At 67.3% G+C, this 16040-nt stretch carries 15 protein-coding genes; 8 read left to right on the top strand and 7 right to left on the bottom strand.

The window, feature by feature from the left end; translation table 11 throughout:
- The first annotated feature begins 91 nt into the window (after window positions 1-91).
- Window positions 92-1078 carry an ABC transporter ATP-binding protein gene (locus ACZ50Q_RS23695; protein WP_464079703.1) on the top strand — a complete coding sequence of 329 codons (987 nt, stop codon included), beginning with the start codon at window positions 92-94 and terminating at the stop codon, window positions 1076-1078.
- Complete coding sequence (locus tag ACZ50Q_RS23690; RefSeq protein ID WP_092581925.1) at window positions 1075-2070, top strand: ABC transporter ATP-binding protein; 996 nt, start codon at window positions 1075-1077, stop codon at window positions 2068-2070. Before ACZ50Q_RS23695 ends, ACZ50Q_RS23690 begins: the two co-directional genes overlap by 4 nt.
- Before the next feature lie 51 nt (window positions 2071-2121).
- On the opposite strand, the gene ACZ50Q_RS23685 is transcribed toward ACZ50Q_RS23690, so the two are convergent.
- Window positions 2122-2640, bottom strand: coding sequence for a hypothetical protein (locus ACZ50Q_RS23685; protein WP_464079702.1), 519 nt, complete (start codon window positions 2638-2640; stop codon window positions 2122-2124).
- Window positions 2641-2774: 134 nt separating this feature from the next.
- Entirely contained in the window at window positions 2775-3566 is a 792-nt protein-coding gene (locus tag ACZ50Q_RS23680) for an AraC family transcriptional regulator (RefSeq protein WP_076519032.1), read from the bottom strand.
- A gap of 99 nt (window positions 3567-3665) precedes the next feature.
- Here ACZ50Q_RS23680 and ACZ50Q_RS23675 point away from each other — a divergent pair, with 99 nt between their 5' ends.
- From ACZ50Q_RS23675 to ACZ50Q_RS23660, 4 genes are all read left to right on the top strand, one after another.
- Window positions 3666-4589 carry a DMT family transporter gene (locus ACZ50Q_RS23675; RefSeq protein ID WP_092581928.1) on the top strand — a complete coding sequence of 308 codons (924 nt, stop codon included), beginning with the start codon at window positions 3666-3668 and terminating at the stop codon, window positions 4587-4589.
- Window positions 4590-4681: 92 nt separating this feature from the next.
- Complete coding sequence (gene ettA / locus ACZ50Q_RS23670) at window positions 4682-6355, top strand: energy-dependent translational throttle protein EttA (RefSeq protein WP_076519034.1); 1674 nt, start codon at window positions 4682-4684, stop codon at window positions 6353-6355.
- A gap of 184 nt (window positions 6356-6539) precedes the next feature.
- A complete protein-coding gene (locus ACZ50Q_RS23665) occupies window positions 6540-7073 on the top strand; it encodes an isochorismatase family protein (RefSeq protein WP_092581929.1) in 534 nt (177 codons plus the stop codon).
- 192 nt (window positions 7074-7265) lie between these two features.
- Complete coding sequence (locus ACZ50Q_RS23660) at window positions 7266-7490, top strand: glycine zipper 2TM domain-containing protein (protein WP_056321146.1); 225 nt, start codon at window positions 7266-7268, stop codon at window positions 7488-7490.
- 86 nt (window positions 7491-7576) lie between these two features.
- Here ACZ50Q_RS23660 and minE read toward each other — a convergent pair whose 3' ends face one another.
- The 4 genes from minE to ACZ50Q_RS23640 form a co-directional block, all read right to left on the bottom strand.
- Window positions 7577-7834: a cell division topological specificity factor MinE gene (gene minE / locus ACZ50Q_RS23655; protein WP_006217654.1), complete on the bottom strand. Its 258-nt coding sequence runs from the start codon at window positions 7832-7834 to the stop codon at window positions 7577-7579.
- 3 nt (window positions 7835-7837) lie between these two features.
- A complete protein-coding gene (minD, locus tag ACZ50Q_RS23650; RefSeq protein WP_056569518.1) occupies window positions 7838-8653 on the bottom strand; it encodes a septum site-determining protein MinD in 816 nt (271 codons plus the stop codon).
- A 152-nt stretch (window positions 8654-8805) separates the two neighbouring features.
- Entirely contained in the window at window positions 8806-9693 is an 888-nt protein-coding gene (gene minC / locus ACZ50Q_RS23645) for a septum site-determining protein MinC (RefSeq protein WP_464079701.1), read from the bottom strand.
- A 159-nt stretch (window positions 9694-9852) separates the two neighbouring features.
- Entirely contained in the window at window positions 9853-11619 is a 1767-nt protein-coding gene (locus tag ACZ50Q_RS23640; protein WP_464079700.1) for a glutamine--tRNA ligase/YqeY domain fusion protein, read from the bottom strand.
- 136 nt (window positions 11620-11755) lie between these two features.
- Here ACZ50Q_RS23640 and ACZ50Q_RS23635 point away from each other — a divergent pair, with 136 nt between their 5' ends.
- On the top strand, window positions 11756-13099 hold the full coding sequence (locus ACZ50Q_RS23635) for a cytochrome ubiquinol oxidase subunit I (RefSeq protein ID WP_464079699.1): 1344 nt from the start codon (window positions 11756-11758) through the stop codon (window positions 13097-13099).
- On the top strand, window positions 13096-14151 hold the full coding sequence (locus tag ACZ50Q_RS23630; protein WP_076519039.1) for a cytochrome d ubiquinol oxidase subunit II: 1056 nt from the start codon (window positions 13096-13098) through the stop codon (window positions 14149-14151). The genes ACZ50Q_RS23635 and ACZ50Q_RS23630 overlap by 4 nt, the downstream gene beginning before the upstream one ends.
- 19 nt (window positions 14152-14170) lie before the next feature.
- Here the strand turns inward: ACZ50Q_RS23630 and recQ are convergent, their stop codons facing one another.
- The gene (recQ, locus tag ACZ50Q_RS23625) at window positions 14171-16000 is read right to left on the bottom strand and encodes a DNA helicase RecQ (RefSeq protein ID WP_464079698.1); all 1830 of its coding nucleotides are present in this window, start codon (window positions 15998-16000) and stop codon (window positions 14171-14173) included.
- Window positions 16001-16040: the final 40 nt, after the last annotated feature.

Genomic DNA, 16040 nt, shown 5'->3' with positions numbered 1-16040 from the left:
CTCAAGGGGGCGCCGCGAGCGGACCGGGAGACCCGGATCCGCTGCGGCCCCGCTGGCGTGTGCAACAGGTATTTGAATAGAGGTATCGCGCATGAGCGTATTACTCGAAGTCCGCAACCTGCGCGTGGAATTCCCCACGCGCCGCGGCACGCTACGCGCCCTGGACGACGTGTCGTTTTCCATCCAGGCGGGTGAAGTCCTGGGCGTGGTGGGCGAATCCGGCGCCGGCAAATCGCTGACCGGCGCCTCCATCATCGGCCTGCTCGAACCGCCGGGCCGCATCGCGGGCGGCGAAATCCTGCTGGCGGGCCGGCGCATCGACAACCTGCCCGACGAACAGATGCGCCGCGTGCGCGGCCGCGAGATCGGTGCGGTGTTCCAGGACCCGCTGACGTCGCTGAATCCGCTGTACACGGTGGGCAGGCAGCTCGCCGAAACCATCGTGACCCACCTGGACATGTCGTGGTCGCAGGCGCGCAACCGCGCGGTCGAGCTGCTGGCGGCCACGGGCATTCCCGCCGCGCGCGAGCGCATCGACCACTACCCGCATCAGTTTTCCGGCGGCATGCGCCAGCGCGTGGTGATCGCGCTGGCCCTGGCCGCGGAACCGAAGCTGGTGGTCGCCGACGAACCCACGACCGCGCTGGACGTGTCGATCCAGGCGCAGATCATCGAGCTGCTCAAGCGCCTGTGCCGCGAGAACGGCACGGCCGTCATGCTGATCACCCACGACATGGGCGTGATCGCCGAGACCGCCGACCGCGTCGCGGTAATGTACGCGGGCCGCGTGGCCGAGATCGGCCCGGTGGCCGACGTGATCCACCATCCGCGCCACCCCTATACGGCGGGGCTGATGGGATCCATCCCTACGCTGGAAGGCCACGCCGAAAGGCTGGTGCAGATCGACGGCAGCATGCCGCGTCTGAACGCCATTCCGCCGGGATGCGCGTTCAATCCGCGTTGCAGCCAGCGGCTGCCGCGCTGCGCACACGAACGGCCCGAGCTGATGCCCGCGGGCACGTCGCGCGCGGCCTGTTGGCTGCATGACACGGGCAATACGTTGGAGGTGGCCGCATGAGCACGCCCTTGGTGGAAGTAAAGGACGCGGCGCGCTGGTTCGATGTGTCGCCCCCCTGGCTGGAGCGCACGCTGGCGCGCAAGCCGAAAGTGATGCTGCGCGCGGTCGATGGCGTGTCGTTCGACATCGCCCGCGGCGAAACGCTGGCCCTGGTGGGCGAATCGGGCTGTGGAAAGTCCACGGTGGCGCGCATGCTGGTCGGGCTGTATGGCCTGACCCGGGGCGACATCCGTTTCGACGGCCAGCCGCTGTCGCGCATGTCGGAGCCGGGCGGCCGCGCCTTGCGCAAGCGCCTGCAGATGATTTTCCAGGACCCCTATGCCAGCCTGAACCCGCGCTGGCGCGTGGGCCGCATCATCGCCGAGCCGATGCTGACCCATACGCAGATGACGCCCGACGCGCGGGTGGCGCGCGTCAGCGACCTGCTGCGGCAGGTGGGCCTGGACCCGGCCGACCAGGGGCGCTACCCGCACCAGTTCTCGGGCGGCCAGCGCCAGCGCATTTCGATCGCGCGCGCGCTGGCGGTCAATCCGGAGTTCCTGGTGTGCGACGAGCCCACCTCGGCGCTGGACGTGTCGGTGCAGGCCCAGGTGCTGAACCTGATGAAGGACCTGCAGCGCAAGCTGGGGCTCACCTACCTGTTCATTTCCCACAACCTGGCCGTGGTGCACCACGTCGCCGATCGCGTGGGGGTGATGTACCTGGGCCGCATGGTGGAAGTGGCGCCGCGCGACGAACTGTTCGCCCGGCCGCGGCATCCCTACACGCGGATGCTGCTGGAAGCGATCCCCGACATCAATGGCGCGGGCAAGCCGCGCACGGCGGTGGCCGGAGAGGTGCCCAACCCGTTGAATCCGCCGTCCGGATGCACCTTCCATCCGCGCTGCCCGCACGCCAATGACCGGTGCCGGGCCGAGGCGCCGGTGGCGATGCTGGCCGGCGTGTCGATCGTGGCGTGCCACGCGGTGCAGGAAGGCCGGATCACGGCGTGATGCGGCAAGCGCCGTGGCCGGGGCGCCCGCCCGGGCCGCGGCGCGCGCCGCTCAATGACGGTGATTATGGACGTCGTCGTACGGAATGTCGTCGTCCGCGCCGTCCGCCTCCTCATCGTCGTCTTCTTCTTCCTCGTCCGGGTCCGGCTGCGGTTCTTCGCTGAGGGCAAAGGGCAGCACGTCTTCGAGGCTGTCGGACCAGGCGGATTCTTCGCCGTCGTGGTCCAGCTTGATGAAGCGCTCGCCGTCGTTCAGCGAGATCTGGATCGCCCAGAGGTACAGGCAGTCGTAGGTGTCGTCGTCGGACTGGGGCAGGCCGCCGCGGTTGCCCAGCAGCCGCGCGCCGGGCCCGCCCATCTGCACGTGCGTCTGTTCCTCGTCGGTTTCGGCTTTCTCGTCCATCGGGACGCCAAAGGTCACCCATTCGGTGCCTTCGTCGCCCAGCACCACTTCGGCCAGCACGGGCTTGCCCAGGTAGGCGCTGAGCGCGTCCGCGGTCTTGGCCAGCATGTCCAGTTCGGGTGCGCTGAAATGGGTCAAGGAGGCGGGGGGAGTGGCAGAAGCGGACATGAAGATTCCTGGGCGCGATGAAGCCGCGACGGCACGGCAGATACGTCAGCCGCTATTGTCGCGCGAACTGCGCTGCGGTGCATCGGACGCTTGGATTACGAACAAACGCGGGCACGGCAGGCAAACGCGGTACGTCAGGCGCCCGCGGGCAGGCCGCGCTTGCGGGCGCTGTCCGGCGATTCGCCGGTCAGCCGCTGGAACATGGCGATGAAGGCGGAGGGACTGCTGTAGCCCAGCTCGCGCGCCACCGCCTGCACCGGACGGCCTTCGTCCAGCAGGCCCAGCGCGCTGACCACGCGCAGCCGCTGGCGCCAGTCGTTGAACGACATGCCCAGATGCTGCTGGCAATGGCGCAGCAGCGTGCGCTCGGTGATCCCCGCGGTGCCGGCCCAGTAGGCCGCGCCGCGCCGGTCGCCGGGCGTGCGCTGCAGCGCGGACAGGACCGGCGCCAGGATGGGATCGCTGGTGGAGGGCAGATAGCTGGCGTAGGCGCGCGCCTGGCGGGCCTGGTCGATGACGATCTGCGCCATTCTCCGGTCTTCCGGCGTCACCGGATGGCAGATGCCGCGCCGTTCGAAGTCCGCCAGGATCGCCCGCATGACGGGGCTGATCTCCAGCGTGCAGGGCGCGTCGGGCAAGCCCGCGCAGGCCCCCGCCGGGATGTCGATGCAGGCGTAGTGCACTTCGCCTGCGTTCTGGCAGCAGTGCTCCACCCCGGGAGGTATCCAGATGGCGTACTGCGGCGGCGACAGATAGGTCACGCCGCGGATGCCGATTTCCATGATGCCGGAGATGGCGAAATTCAGCTCGGCCCAGGGCGAGGTGTGGCGCTTCATGCGCGAATTGGGCGTGAAGTGCAGGATGCGGCAGGCCAGCGGGTAGGGCAGGTGTTCGGCCAGGATCGGGAAGTCGACGGCAGGCGCCATGTCGGATGTTCGCGTGGTTTTGTCTGTTTTTCAGTATATACATCATGTCGGACGCGGCCTACACTGGCCTGCCTTTCGTATCCCCGCTGGTCAGTTTCGATGACGCGCTCCGACGCCCCGCACACCCCGTTCCGATTCTTCCTTTTCCCGCTCCTGGCTGCCCTGATCTGGTCGATCAACATGATCGTGACCAAGATGGCGGCCGGGGTGATCGCGCCGGCCGCCATCGGCTTTTACCGCTGGGCGCTGGCGGGCGCGGTGCTGACCCCGTTTGCGCTGCCGGGCGTATGGGCCCAGCGCCGCCTGGTGCTGGCGCATTGGCCCAAGTTCGCCGTGCTGGGCGGACTGGGCATGGCGCTGTACCAGGGGCTGGCGTACGTGGCCGCGTCCTCCACCACCGCCACCAACATGGGCTTCATCACCGCGATGATTCCGCTGCTGACCGTCGCGGTCATGGCGGTGGTGATGCGCGAACGGCCGTCGGCCATGGCGGTGCTGGGCGGCCTCGTGTCGCTGGCCGGCCTGGCGCTCCTGATCGGCGAGGGCGATCCGGCCCGGCTGCTGTCCCTGGGCGCCAATCGCGGCGACGTGCTGATGGGGCTGGGCGCGCTGGCCTACGCCCTGTATGGCGTGCTGCTCCGGCGCTGGTCCTTGCCGGTCGGACCGTGGCAATCGCTGTACGTGCAGGTCGCCTTCGGCATCCTGTTCCAGTTGCCTGCCTTCCTGCTGGCGCCGCCGTCGCCGCTGAACGCCGCCAACGTGCCGCTGGTGCTCTACGCGGCGGTCTTCCCGTCGCTGTTCGCGCCGTACCTGTGGATGCAGGGCGTGCGGCACCTGGGACCCAACCGCGCCAGCATCTTCCTGAACGTCATGCCCGTGTTCACCGTCGCGATCGCGGCGCTGTTCCTGGACGAGAAACCGCATCTCTTCCACATCGCGGGCGGCGCCCTGGCGGTGGCCGGCGTGATGCTGGCGCAGATGCGCACGCCGGGCCTGCCCCGGCGCGCCCCCAAGGCCGGCTGACGCAAGACGGGGGCGGATCGCCGCCGCCGCACGCCGGCCGGGGTTCCGGCCTACAATCAACGGTTTCTCAGCTATATCTCTTCTACGAGCCCATGGCCCAATACGTCTACACCATGAACCGCGTCGGCAAGATCGTGCCGCCCAAGCGGCAGATCCTGCGCGATATCTCGCTTTCGTTTTTTCCTGGCGCCAAGATCGGCGTGCTGGGCCTGAACGGCTCGGGCAAGTCGACGCTGCTCAAGATCATGGCGGGCGTCGACCGCGAGATCGAAGGCGAAGCCATCCCCATGCCGGGCCTGAACATCGGCTACCTGCCGCAGGAACCGCAGCTCAACCCTGAGCACACGGTCCGCCAGGCCGTCGAAGAAGGCCTGGGCGCGGTCGTCACCGCCAAGAAGCGCCTGGACGAGGTCTACGCCGCCTACGCCGAACCCGATGCGGACTTCGACGCGCTGGCCGCCGAACAGGCCGAACTGGAAGCCATCATCGCCGCGGCCGCCTCCAGCGGTTCGGACGATATCGAGCACCAGATGGAGATCGCCGCCGACGCGCTGCGCCTGCCGCCCTGGGACGCCATCGTCGGCAACCTGTCCGGCGGTGAAAAGCGCCGCGTGGCCCTGTGCCGCCTGCTGCTGTCCAAGCCCGACATGCTGCTGCTCGACGAACCCACCAACCACCTGGATGCCGAAAGCGTCGAGTGGCTCGAGCAATTCCTGCACAAGTTCCCCGGCACCGTCGTGGGCGTGACCCACGATCGCTACTTCCTGGACAACGCCGCCGAATGGATCCTCGAACTGGACCGCGGCTACGGCATCCCCTGGAAGGGCAACTACAGCTCGTGGCTGGAACAGAAGGAAGACCGCCTCAAGCAGGAAGAATCCTCGGAATCGGCACGCCAGAAGACCATCAAGAAGGAACTGGAGTGGGTGCGCCAGAACCCCAAGGGACGCCAGGCCAAGGCCAAGGCGCGCCTGGCGCGCTTCGAGGAACTGTCGTCCTATGAATACCAGAAGCGCAACGAAACCCAGGAAATCTTCATTCCGGTGGGCGAGCGCCTGGGCAACGAGGTCATCGAATTCAACAACGTCAGCAAGGCCTACGGCGACCGCCTGCTGATCGACAACCTCAGCTTCAAGGTGCCGCCGGGCGCCATCGTGGGCATCATCGGCGCCAACGGCGCCGGTAAGTCGACGCTGTTCCGCATGATCTCGGGCCGCGAGCAGCCGGATTCGGGCGAAGTCAAGATCGGCCAGACCGTCAAGCTCGCCTACGTCGACCAGTCGCGCGATGCGCTGGAAGACAAGAAGACCGTGTTCGACGCGGTGTCGGACGGCGCCGACATCCTGACCGTGGGCAAGTTCGAAATGTCGTCGCGTGCCTACCTGGGCCGCTTCAACTTCAAGGGCGGCGACCAGAACAAGGTCGTGGGCCAGCTCTCGGGCGGCGAACGCGGCCGCCTGCACATGGCCAAGACGCTGATCGCCGGCGGCAACGTGCTGCTGCTCGACGAACCGTCCAACGACCTCGACGTCGAAACCCTGCGCGCGCTGGAAGACGCACTGCTGGAGTTCCCGGGCAGCGTCATGGTGATCAGCCACGATCGCTGGTTCCTGGACCGTATCGCCACGCACATCCTGGCTTTCGAAGGCGACTCGCAGGTCGTGTTCTTCGACGGCAACTACCAGGAATACGAAGCCGACAAGAAGCGCCGCCTGGGCGAAGAGGGCGCCAAGCCCAAGCGCCTGCGCTACAAGGCCCTGAAGTAAGCCGGCTCGCGGCTGATCGCTGATCGCTGATCGGCACCACGGATCCCGGCCTGCGCGCCGGGATTTTTTTGGCGTCTGGCGCCCTGCAGGCATGGACTTTCAGTTCGCAACGTTGCCTACCGGGTGCCAGACACCGCCCGCCGCGCGGGGTTATCCTGGGGCATTGTCCTGGGAGCCTTTCATCATGCTGCTGTCCGCCTCCGATTCCACCCTGCTGATCGTCGACATGCAGGGCCGCCTGATGCCCGCCATCCACGACGGCGATGCCGTGCTCAACGCCGCGCACAAGCTGGCGCAGGCCGCCCGCCTCCTCGACGTGCCGGTGGTGGCCACCGAGCATCACGGCAAGATGCTGGGCGTCACGGTGGACCCGTTGCGCGAGCAGGTGCAGGCCACTTTCCAGAAAATGCACTTTTCCTCGGCCCGCGAGCCCGGGTTCGATGGCTGGCTGCCGGCCTCGCGCCGGACGGTGCTGGTGGCCGGCTGCGAGGCGCACATCTGCGTCCTGCAGACCGTGATCGGCCTGATCGAGCTGGGCTACAAGGCGGTGCTGGTGGCGGACGCCGCCGGCTCGCGCAAGCCCTCGGACCACCACGCTGCCCTGCGCCGCGCGCGCGCCCATGGCGCCGAGATCGTCACGTCGGAAATGGCGATTTTCGAGTGGATGGAGACCTGCGAGCATCCGCGCTTCCGCGACGTGTTACGTCTGGTCAAATAGCGGGCCGCCCCTGCAACATGGTTCCCTGGGGAGTGCAAAGATCCGCTCTCCCTTTGACACAATTCCTGGGCAAACCTAACAGTGTGTCCCCGGATATTTTGCGATCCTGAAGGCTCTGAATCCCAAAAGGTCCGCGCGCTCGCGTCACGGTTCACCGGTGCGGCCCCCGGGTACAAGAACAGGAGCTTCATCATGAAAATCGCATCGCTTTCCAAGATCTGTGCCGCCGTGGCCTTGGCCGCCACCATGGCGGGTTGTTCATCGTGGGATGGCATGAGCCATCGCCAGAAGAGCACGGTGGGGGGCGCCGCGCTGGGCGGTGTCGCCGGCGCCGTGATCACGAACGGCGGCGTGCTCGGCACCGTGGGCGGCGCGGCCATCGGCGGGGTGATTGGCGATCAGGTCGGCAAGCGCTGATCTTTCCACGCCCCAAAAGCAACGCCCGGCAATGCCGGGCGTTTTTTGCGCGGTGCGCGCGGCCAGGCCGCGCGCGCGACGAGGCATCAGGTCTCGTTCTGCGGCATCTCGATCTTCACTTCCAACACTTCCAGCGTGTCCTGGCGTTCCAGGTGCACCTTGATGTCTTCAGGATTGATCTTCACGTACTTGGAGATGACCGCGATCAGTTCCTGCTGCAACTGGGGCAGGTAATCGGGCGAATCCCCGCGGCCACGCTCGTGGGCCAGGATGATCTGCAACCGTTCTTTGGCGACGGACGCGGAGGTCTTCTTTTGACCGAGCAGAAACGACAGGAAGGACATCGCTTACTTTCCTCCGAACAGGCGCTTCAGGAAACCGGGCTTTTCGTAGTCGGTAAAGCGCAGCGCCTTGTCTTCGCCCAGGTAGCGGCTGACGACGTCCTTGTAGGCTTCCGAGACGTCGGTGTCTTTCAGGTGAATGGCGGGCAGGCCCTGGTTCGACGCCTGCAGCACGGCTTCGGACTCGGGGATCACGCCGATCAGCTTGATGCGCAGGATGTCTTCGATGTCGGTCAGCGACAGCATCTCGCCGTCGGACACGCGCTTGGGGTTGTAGCGCGTCAACAGCAGGTATTCCTTGACCGGTTCGTCGCCATCGACGGCGCGCTTGGACTTGGCCGCCAGGATGCCCAGGATGCGGTCCGAGTCGCGCACCGAGGAGACCTCGGGGTTCGTGACCACCAGCGCGTCGTCGGCGAAGTAGGCCGCCATCAGCGCGCCGGTCTCGATGCCCGCCGGCGAGTCGCAGACGATGTAGTCGAAGCCCATTTCCTTCAGGTCGTTGATGACCTTTTCCACGCCTTCCTGCGTCAGCGCGTCTTTGTCGCGCGTTTGCGAGGCGGGCAGGATGAACAGGTTCTCGAGCTGCTTGTCCTTGATCAGCGCCTGCTTGAGGGTGGCCTCGCCCTGGATCACATTGACGAAGTCGTACACCACGCGACGCTCGCAACCCATAATGAGGTCGAGATTGCGCAGGCCGACGTCAAAGTCGATGACAGCCGTCTTGTGGCCCCGCATCGCGAGGCCCGCGGAAAAACTGGCGCTCGTCGTGGTCTTGCCCACGCCGCCTTTGCCGGAAGTCACCACAACAATGCGTGTCATGACGATCAAACCCTTATGTTCGAATAAATCGCGTTATCGTAAAGCAAAAAGCCCATGTAAGGCTTCTTACAGGATGTGTTGAGATTTGAGCGGGCAGCGGCCGCGCCGCCGCCTCGCAACCAGACGCAAACCGAGGCGTCCGGGGGCCGGCATCAAGCCTTGAGGGCCTCGATGCGCAAGGTGTCGCCGTCCAGGCGGACCAGCGCGGGCTGGTTCTGCAGCGCGCCGTCGAGCTTGTCTTCGACCACGCGGTACACGCCCGCCACGGCCAGCAGTTCCGCGTCCAGATGCGTCGTGAAGATGCGCGCCGACGTGTCGCCGCGCGCGCCGGCCATGGCTTTGCCGCGCAGCGGACCGTACACGTGGACGTTGCCATCGGCGATGACTTCCGCACCCTGGCTGACCATGCCGATCACCACCAGGTCCGTGTGGCGCGCATAGATGCGTTGCCCCGAGCGCAGCGGCCGCGTGACCACCAGCGCCGAGGACGAGTGCGGCGCCGACGGCGTGGGACTGGCGGCCGACGTCGTGCTGCTGGCGGCGCGCGCCGGCAGCGGCTCTGCCGCGGGCTTGGCCTGCGCGTCGGCATGGGCCGCGGGCGTCTCCGCCGCATTGGCCGAGGTGTCGGTGGGCGCGGGGGCGATTTCGACGGCGGCGGCCGGCACGGACGGCACCGGCGTCGCGACATCGTTGGGCGGCGCGGTGTCGACCACGGGGGCGGGGCGGGCGGCAGGCGTGGACAGTTCGACCGGCGTCAGGCCCGCGTCGCGCGCGGCCTGCAGGTTCACGCCTTCGGCCACGACGCCGATCGGGGGCAGGTTGTGGCCGCGCAGCGATTCCACCAGCGCCGGCCAGTCGATCTTTTCCTCGACCCGGCTGGCGTCGATGACGACGGGCTCGTTTTCAAAGAAGCTGCCGGCATCCGCCATGCGCTTGGTGAGCGCTGCGTTCAGGCGTTCGGGGTCGGCGCTATGCAAAACCACCCGGATGGCATAAAGGGTGGCGCTCTTGAAGTCCAGGGCTAGGGATTCAGTGTTCATCTTGATTGTGGCTGGCGGTCCGGGCGCCGAAAAACGGCGCGCTCAACCGGCTGCGGGATGTCGGGGATGATAACCCGCCCAGGGCGGGCTGAGCCGGCCGCACAGCGAAAGAAAAAGGCGTCGCAAGACGCCTTTTCCCCGTATTGCGCGCGCGGGAGGTCAGCCCTGGGCCCAGGAATCGCGCAAGGTCACGATGCGGTTCAGCACCGGCGTCTGCGGCGTCGAGTCCTTGAGGTCGGCCGTGAAGTAACCCAGGCGCTCGAACTGCCAGGTGGCGCCCGGCGTGGCGACCGTGCCCGGTTCCAGCCAGGCCGTGACGGTCTCTTTGGAATTGGGGTTCAGGCAGGCCAGGAAGTCCTTGTCGCCGCCATCCGGACGCGGATCGGCGAAGAGACGGTCGTACAGGTGGATCTGCGCGGGCACCGCGTGCGCGGCGCTGACCCAGGTGATGTTGCCCTTGACCTTGACGCTGTCGGCGCCCGGCGTGCCGCTCTTGGTGTCCGGCAGGTATTCGGCCTGCACTTCGACGACCTCGCCGGCCTCGTTCTTGGTGAAGCCGGTGCAACGCACGACGTAGCCGTACTTCAGGCGCACGGTGTTGCCGGGGAAGAGGCGGAAATACTTCTTGGGCGCTTCTTCGCGGAAGTCGTCGCGTTCGATCCACAATTCGCGCGACAGCGGGAACTCGCGCACGCCGGCCTCCGGATCATGCGGGTTGCGCGGCGCGGTGCAGGTCTCGGTCTGCCCTTCGGGGTAGTTGGTGAGGACCAGCTTGATCGGATCCAGCACGGCCACCGAACGCGGGGCGATGGGGTCCAGGTCGTCGCGCACGGCCTGCTCCAGCAGGCTGTAGTCGATGCGCGAATCGGACTTGGACACGGCGGTGCGGTCGCAGAAAAGGCGGATCGAGGCGGGGGTGTAGCCGCGGCGGCGCAGGCCGAAGATGGTGGGCATGCGCGGATCGTCCCAGCCGTCCACATGGCCTTCCTTCACCAGTTGCAGCAGCTTGCGCTTGCTGGTGACGACGTAGCTCAGGTTCAGGCGGGCGAACTCGTACTGGCGCGGCAGCGGCTGGGCCAGCTTGCCGAGTTCGGCCAGGCGCGCCAGGATCCAGTCGTAGAACGGGCGCTGGTCTTCGAATTCAAGCGTGCAGACGCTGTGCGTGATGCCTTCCAGCGCGTCTTCCACCGGATGCGCCCAGCTGTACATCGGGTAGATGCACCACTGGTCGCCGGTGCGGTGGTGGGTGGCGTGGCGCACGCGGTACATGACCGGGTCGCGCAGGTTGATGTTGGGCGACGCCATGTTGATCTTCGCGCGCAGCACCAGGCTGCCGTCCGGATGCTTGCCGTCGCGCATTTCGCGCAGCAGCGCGATGGATTCGGCCGCCGGGCGGTTGCGCCAGGGCGAATCCGTGCCGGGTTCGGTCAGGGTGCCGCGGTTGGCGCGGATCTCGTCCGCGCTCTGCGCGTCGACGTAGGCGTGGCCCGCTTCGATCAGGGCTTCGGCGAACTCGTACATATAGCCGAAATAGTCGCTGGCGAAGTACAGGTTCTCGCGGCCGTCGGCCTTCCAGTCAAAGCCCAGCCAGTGGACGGCCTCGATGATGGCGTCGACGTATTCCTGGTCTTCTTTCTCGGGGTTGGTGTCGTCAAAGCGCAGGTGGCAGACGCCGCCGAAGTCGCGCGCCAGGCCGAAGTTCACGCAGATGCTCTTGGCGTGGCCGATGTGCAGGTAGCCGTTGGGCTCCGGCGGAAAGCGCGTGCGGATGCGGGCCGGGTCCGCGTCTCCCTGCTGCTGCAAGGCCGCCGGGCCAGGCTTGCCCGCCCAGCGCTTGCCCTGGAAGCGATTGGCTTCGAGGTCGTCTTGGACGATGTTGAGCAGGAAGTTTGATGCGGCGGGGGTCGGCGTCGTGGCGGAGGTCATTCTTGAAAGAATAGGAAAAAGCAGCGACAAAGCGTCAATTTTGCCACGTTCCGCCGCACGCCCCTTTTCGTCACGCCTGCAACCGGTTTCAATCCGCCCCCATCGTCATGTAACTGGCTCTACACTACGGGCCATTATGGATATCTCGACCCTATCCCTGGCCCGGGCGCAGTTCGTGGCCAGTCTAAGCTTCCTGGCAATTTTTCTCGCCGTTTCCCTGGCGCTGGCCTGGGTGCTGCTGTTCTTCAAGATCCGGGCCCGGTGGTCCCGCCATGGCGGCTGGACGGCGGCCTACCGCTTCTGGGTCCGCATTTTCGCGCTGGCCTTCGTGCTGACGCTGGCGGCCAGCGTGCCCGTCCTGATCCAGATCGGCAGCCTGTGGGCGGGCCTGATGGACAAGATCGGCAATGTGGCCGGTCCGCTGCTGGGCTACGGCATCCTGTCGGTATTCATCCTCAAGTCCTGCTTCCTGGGGGTCATGCTGTTCGGCCAGCGCCGCGTGTCGGACGCCGCGCACACGCTGGCCGTGCTGATGGTGGCGGTGGGACAGCTGGTTGCCGTGTTCTGGGTCCTGGCCCTGCAATCGTGGATGCAGACGCCGGACGGCGCGCTGCTGGTGGACGGCCGCTATCAGGTCTATGACTGGGTGAAGGTCGTGCTGAATCCGTCCATCGGCTGGCGCATGGCCGTCGTGATGGTCGGCGCCGCCCTGGCCGCCTCGTTCCTCATCATGGGGGTGACCGCGTTGCAGGCCTTGCGCCGACCGCTGGGCGAGGGCGAGCGCAGCGCGTTCAAGACTGCCCTTGTCGTGGCCGTGGTGGGCGCCTTTCTGCAATTGCCGGTCGCGACCGGCGCGGGGCAGATGATGGCCCAGCTTCAGCCGGCCAAGGCCGCCGCCGCGGCGGGGTTCTGGGAAAGCGGGCCCGTGCCGCAACTGGTGTTGTTCGGCTGGCCCGACGCCCGCGCCCACACCAACGTGGCCGACCTGACGCTGAACAATGCCGGCGGGATGTGGCTGCACCGCAATGCGGATGGCACCTACCAGGGGTTGGACAAGTATTCGGGCATGTTGCCCCCGGTCGCGCTGACCTTCTGGTCGCTGCGCGTGGCGGCGGGGCTGGGCCTGCTCATGCTGGTGGTCGCGTGTGTGACGTTCCTGTGGACGTTCCGGCGCGGGATGGATCCCTCGTCCCTGCCGACGTGGTGGCAGCGGGTCCTGTGCGGCATGATGTTTTCCGGCGGCATCGCCGTCGTGGCGGGCTGGTGGGTGTCGATCATCGGGTTGCAGCCCTTCGTCGTGAACGGCACCGTCACGCAATCCGAGGTCCTCGGATCCATGCCCGCGAGCACCGTGCTGTATGGCCTGGCCGGCTACGTGCTGCTGTATGCGCTGCTGTTGGCCGCGTTCGCCGGCATGCTGTTCCATGCCGCGCGCTACGGCGTGGTGCCGGTGCGCAAGCTGATCGGAGGTGCGCCATGATCGCGATGCTGGCCGCCTCGCAGGGCCTGAGTCCCGACGATCCCTCGTTCTGGATGCCGCTCGCCTTCATGGCCCTGCTGTTCGTCGTCATCGCCGCGGGCATGGTCCTGGACGGCTTCGATCTTGGCGTCGGCATCCTGCTGCAGATCGCGCCCGAGCACGAGCGCGGACGCATGATGAGCCTGCTGAGCCCCTGGCGCGACGCCAACGAATTCTGGCTGCTGCTGGGCATGGGGCTGTTCGCGGCCGCGTTCCCGTTCGCGTGGGGCGCCGTGCTGGGCAAGCTCTACGGGCCGCTGACCTTTATGGTGCTCGGCGTGGTGCTGCGCAGCGTCGCCTTCGAATTCCGCATCCGTGCCCGCACGGAACTCAAGCCGCGCTGGATCTTTGCGTTCTGGGCCGGCTCCATCATCACGGCGTTCGGCCAGGGCATGCTGCTGGGCCGGATCGCCACCGGATACCAGTCCGACGCCGGCTACGGTTGGTTCGCGATGTTCGTGGGCCTGTGCGCGGTGGCGGCATACGTGCTGCTGGGCGCGTCGTGGCTGGTCATGCGCGTGGACGGCGACCTCCAGCGCCGCGCCGCGAACTGGGCGCGCCATGCGATCCGCTGGACGGCGGTGGGCATGGTGGCGATCGCGGTCACGCTGGGCCTGGCCAACGCCGGCATCTTCTACAAGTGGAGCAACATCGCGCACCTGAGCCTTGCGGCGTCGGTGTGGGTGCTGATGCTGGCCGGTTTCGTGGCCGCGGAAATGCTGCTGGCGCGGCTGCCCGGCAGGGCCGACCGCTTCAGCTGGCTGCCGTTCGTGCTGACGGTGGCGCTGTTTCTCCTGATGCTGAGCGGGCTGGCCTACAGCCTGTTCCCGTACCTGATCCTGGACGACATGACGCTGTGGGACGGCGCGGGCGCGCTGGGGTCGATGCGGCTGGTGATGGCGGGCGCGGTCGTGGGGATACCGGTGGTGCTGGTCTTCAACATCCTGGCCTACCGGTCCGTGTTCGGCAAGGAGCGCCGCCCGGTGCCGCTGCTGCCGCCGCCTTCGTACTGAGCGGGGCCGGAACCGGCGGCTACAGGACGGGTCGGGCCACGCGCTGCAGGATTTCTTCGCCGTAGGCTTCCAGCTTGCGGGCGCCCACGCCGTTGATGTGGCTCAGATCGTCCATGGACGCCGGCCGGGCCAGCGCGATTTCCCGCAGCGTGGCGTCGTGGAAGATCACATAGGCCGGCACGCCATGGCTCTTGGCGACCTCGCCGCGCCACGCCCGCAATGCCTCGAACACGGGCTGCAGCTCGGGCGGCAGGTCGATCGCCGCGGCCTTGGGACGTCCGCTGCCGGTCTTGCCGGCGCGCGCCTTCTTTTCGGACTCGCGCCGCAGCATCAGTTGGCGTTCGCCCTTGAGCACGGCGCGGCTGCCTTCGGTGAGGGCCAGCGTGCCGAAGCCTTCGTTGTCCACCGTGAGCAGGCCCTGCGCCAGCAACTGGCGCAGCACGCCGCGCCAGGCGGTGTCGCTCAGGTCCGCGCCCACGCCGAACACGCTGAGGGTCTCGTGGCCATGCTGCCGGGTGCGGTCGGTGACCTTGCCGCGCAGGATGTCGATGATGTGGCCCGCGCCGTAGCGCTGGCCGCGTTCTTTCCAGAGCCGATATACCGCCGACAGCACCTTCTGCGCCGCGACGGTGCCGTCCCAGGCCTGCGGCGGATCGAGGCAGACGTCGCAGTTGCCGCAGGCGGTGATGTGCTGGCCAAAGTAGGCCAGCAGCCGCACGCGACGGCATTCCACCGTTTCGCACAGGCCGAGCATGGCGTCGAGCTGTTGGCCCAGGCGCCGGCGATAGGATTCGTCGCCGGGCGATTCGTCGATCATGCGGCGCTGCTGCACCACGTCCTGCAGGCCGTAGGCCAGCCAGGCGGTCGCGGGCAGGCCGTCGCGGCCGGCGCGGCCGGTTTCCTGGTAGTAGCCTTCGACCGACTTGGGCAGGTCGATGTGCGCCACGAAGCGCACGTCGGGCTTGTCGATCCCCATGCCGAACGCGATGGTGGCGACCATGACCACGCCGTCCTCGCGCAGGAAACGGGCCTGGTTGGCCGCCCGCACCTGCGGACTGAGGCCCGCGTGGTAGGGCATCGCATCGATGCCCTGGTTGCAAAGGAACTCCGCCGTTTCCTCGACGCGGGCGCGCGACAGGCCGTACACCACGCCGGATTCGCCGTCGTGTTCGGTGCGGATCATGTCCAGCAACTGCTTGCGCACTTCGTTCTTTTCGACGATGCGGTAGCGGATGTTGGGGCGGTCGAAGCTGGAGACGAAATGGCGCGCTTCGTCCAGGGACAGGCGCTGGGCGATTTCGGTGCGAGTGACCGCCGTGGCCGTGGCCGTGAGCGCGATGCGCGGCACGTCCGGCCAGCGCTCGTGCAGCATGGACAGCCCCAGGTATTCGGGCCGGAAATCGTGGCCCCATTGGGACACGCAGTGGGCTTCGTCGATGGCGAACAGCGCAATGCGGCCGCGGTCCAGCAATTGCAGGCAGCGGTCGGTCAATAGGCGCTCGGGGGCCACGTACAGCAGGTCGAGCTCACCGTCCAGGAAGGCCTGTTCCACGTCTCGGGCCACCCGCCATTCCTGCGTGGAATTGAGGAAGGCCGCGCGCACGCCCAGTTCGGTCAGGGCGTCCACCTGATCTTGCATCAGCGCGATCAGGGGCGACACGACGATGCCGGTGCCTTCGCGCACCAGCGAGGGGATCTGGTAACAGAGCGACTTGCCGCCGCCGGTGGGCATGAGGACGAGCGCATCGCCGCCGCCGATCACCTGTTCGACAATGGCTTGCTGGTCGCCGCGGAAGGATTCGTAACCGAAAACGCGCTGCAACACGCCGAGGGCGCGCGCGTCAGACATGGGGGTAGGCCGGGAGCATCATGGCAGGGATTTTAAGCCC

The sequence above is a fragment of the Achromobacter sp. T5-5 genome (assembly GCF_055397965.1).
Note: the sequence above shows the minus strand (reverse complement) of the source record. Positions and strands in the feature narration are given on the sequence as shown.

Excerpts from the sequence above, each read along its gene's own strand:
- ACZ50Q_RS23675 (WP_092581928.1), top strand. The coding sequence starts at position 3,666 with ATGACGCGCTCCGACGCCCCGCACACCCCGTTCCGATTCTTCCTTTTC.
- ACZ50Q_RS23660 (WP_056321146.1), top strand. The coding sequence starts at position 7,266 with ATGAAAATCGCATCGCTTTCCAAGATCTGTGCCGCCGTGGCCTTGGCC.
- minC (WP_464079701.1), bottom strand. The coding sequence starts at position 9,693 with ATGAACACTGAATCCCTAGCCCTGGACTTCAAGAGCGCCACCCTTTAT.
- ACZ50Q_RS23640 (WP_464079700.1), bottom strand. The coding sequence starts at position 11,619 with ATGACCTCCGCCACGACGCCGACCCCCGCCGCATCAAACTTCCTGCTC.
- ACZ50Q_RS23635 (WP_464079699.1), top strand. The coding sequence starts at position 11,756 with ATGGATATCTCGACCCTATCCCTGGCCCGGGCGCAGTTCGTGGCCAGT.
- ACZ50Q_RS23695 (WP_464079703.1), top strand. The coding sequence starts at position 92 with ATGAGCGTATTACTCGAAGTCCGCAACCTGCGCGTGGAATTCCCCACG.
- ACZ50Q_RS23685 (WP_464079702.1), bottom strand. The coding sequence starts at position 2,640 with ATGTCCGCTTCTGCCACTCCCCCCGCCTCCTTGACCCATTTCAGCGCA.
- minE (WP_006217654.1), bottom strand. The coding sequence starts at position 7,834 with ATGTCCTTCCTGTCGTTTCTGCTCGGTCAAAAGAAGACCTCCGCGTCC.
- ACZ50Q_RS23665 (WP_092581929.1), top strand. The coding sequence starts at position 6,540 with ATGCTGCTGTCCGCCTCCGATTCCACCCTGCTGATCGTCGACATGCAG.
- ACZ50Q_RS23690 (WP_092581925.1), top strand. The coding sequence starts at position 1,075 with ATGAGCACGCCCTTGGTGGAAGTAAAGGACGCGGCGCGCTGGTTCGAT.
- ACZ50Q_RS23680 (WP_076519032.1), bottom strand. The coding sequence starts at position 3,566 with ATGGCGCCTGCCGTCGACTTCCCGATCCTGGCCGAACACCTGCCCTAC.
- minD (WP_056569518.1), bottom strand. The coding sequence starts at position 8,653 with ATGACACGCATTGTTGTGGTGACTTCCGGCAAAGGCGGCGTGGGCAAG.
- ettA (WP_076519034.1), top strand. The coding sequence starts at position 4,682 with ATGGCCCAATACGTCTACACCATGAACCGCGTCGGCAAGATCGTGCCG.
- ACZ50Q_RS23630 (WP_076519039.1), top strand. The coding sequence starts at position 13,096 with ATGATCGCGATGCTGGCCGCCTCGCAGGGCCTGAGTCCCGACGATCCC.
- recQ (WP_464079698.1), bottom strand. The coding sequence starts at position 16,000 with ATGTCTGACGCGCGCGCCCTCGGCGTGTTGCAGCGCGTTTTCGGTTAC.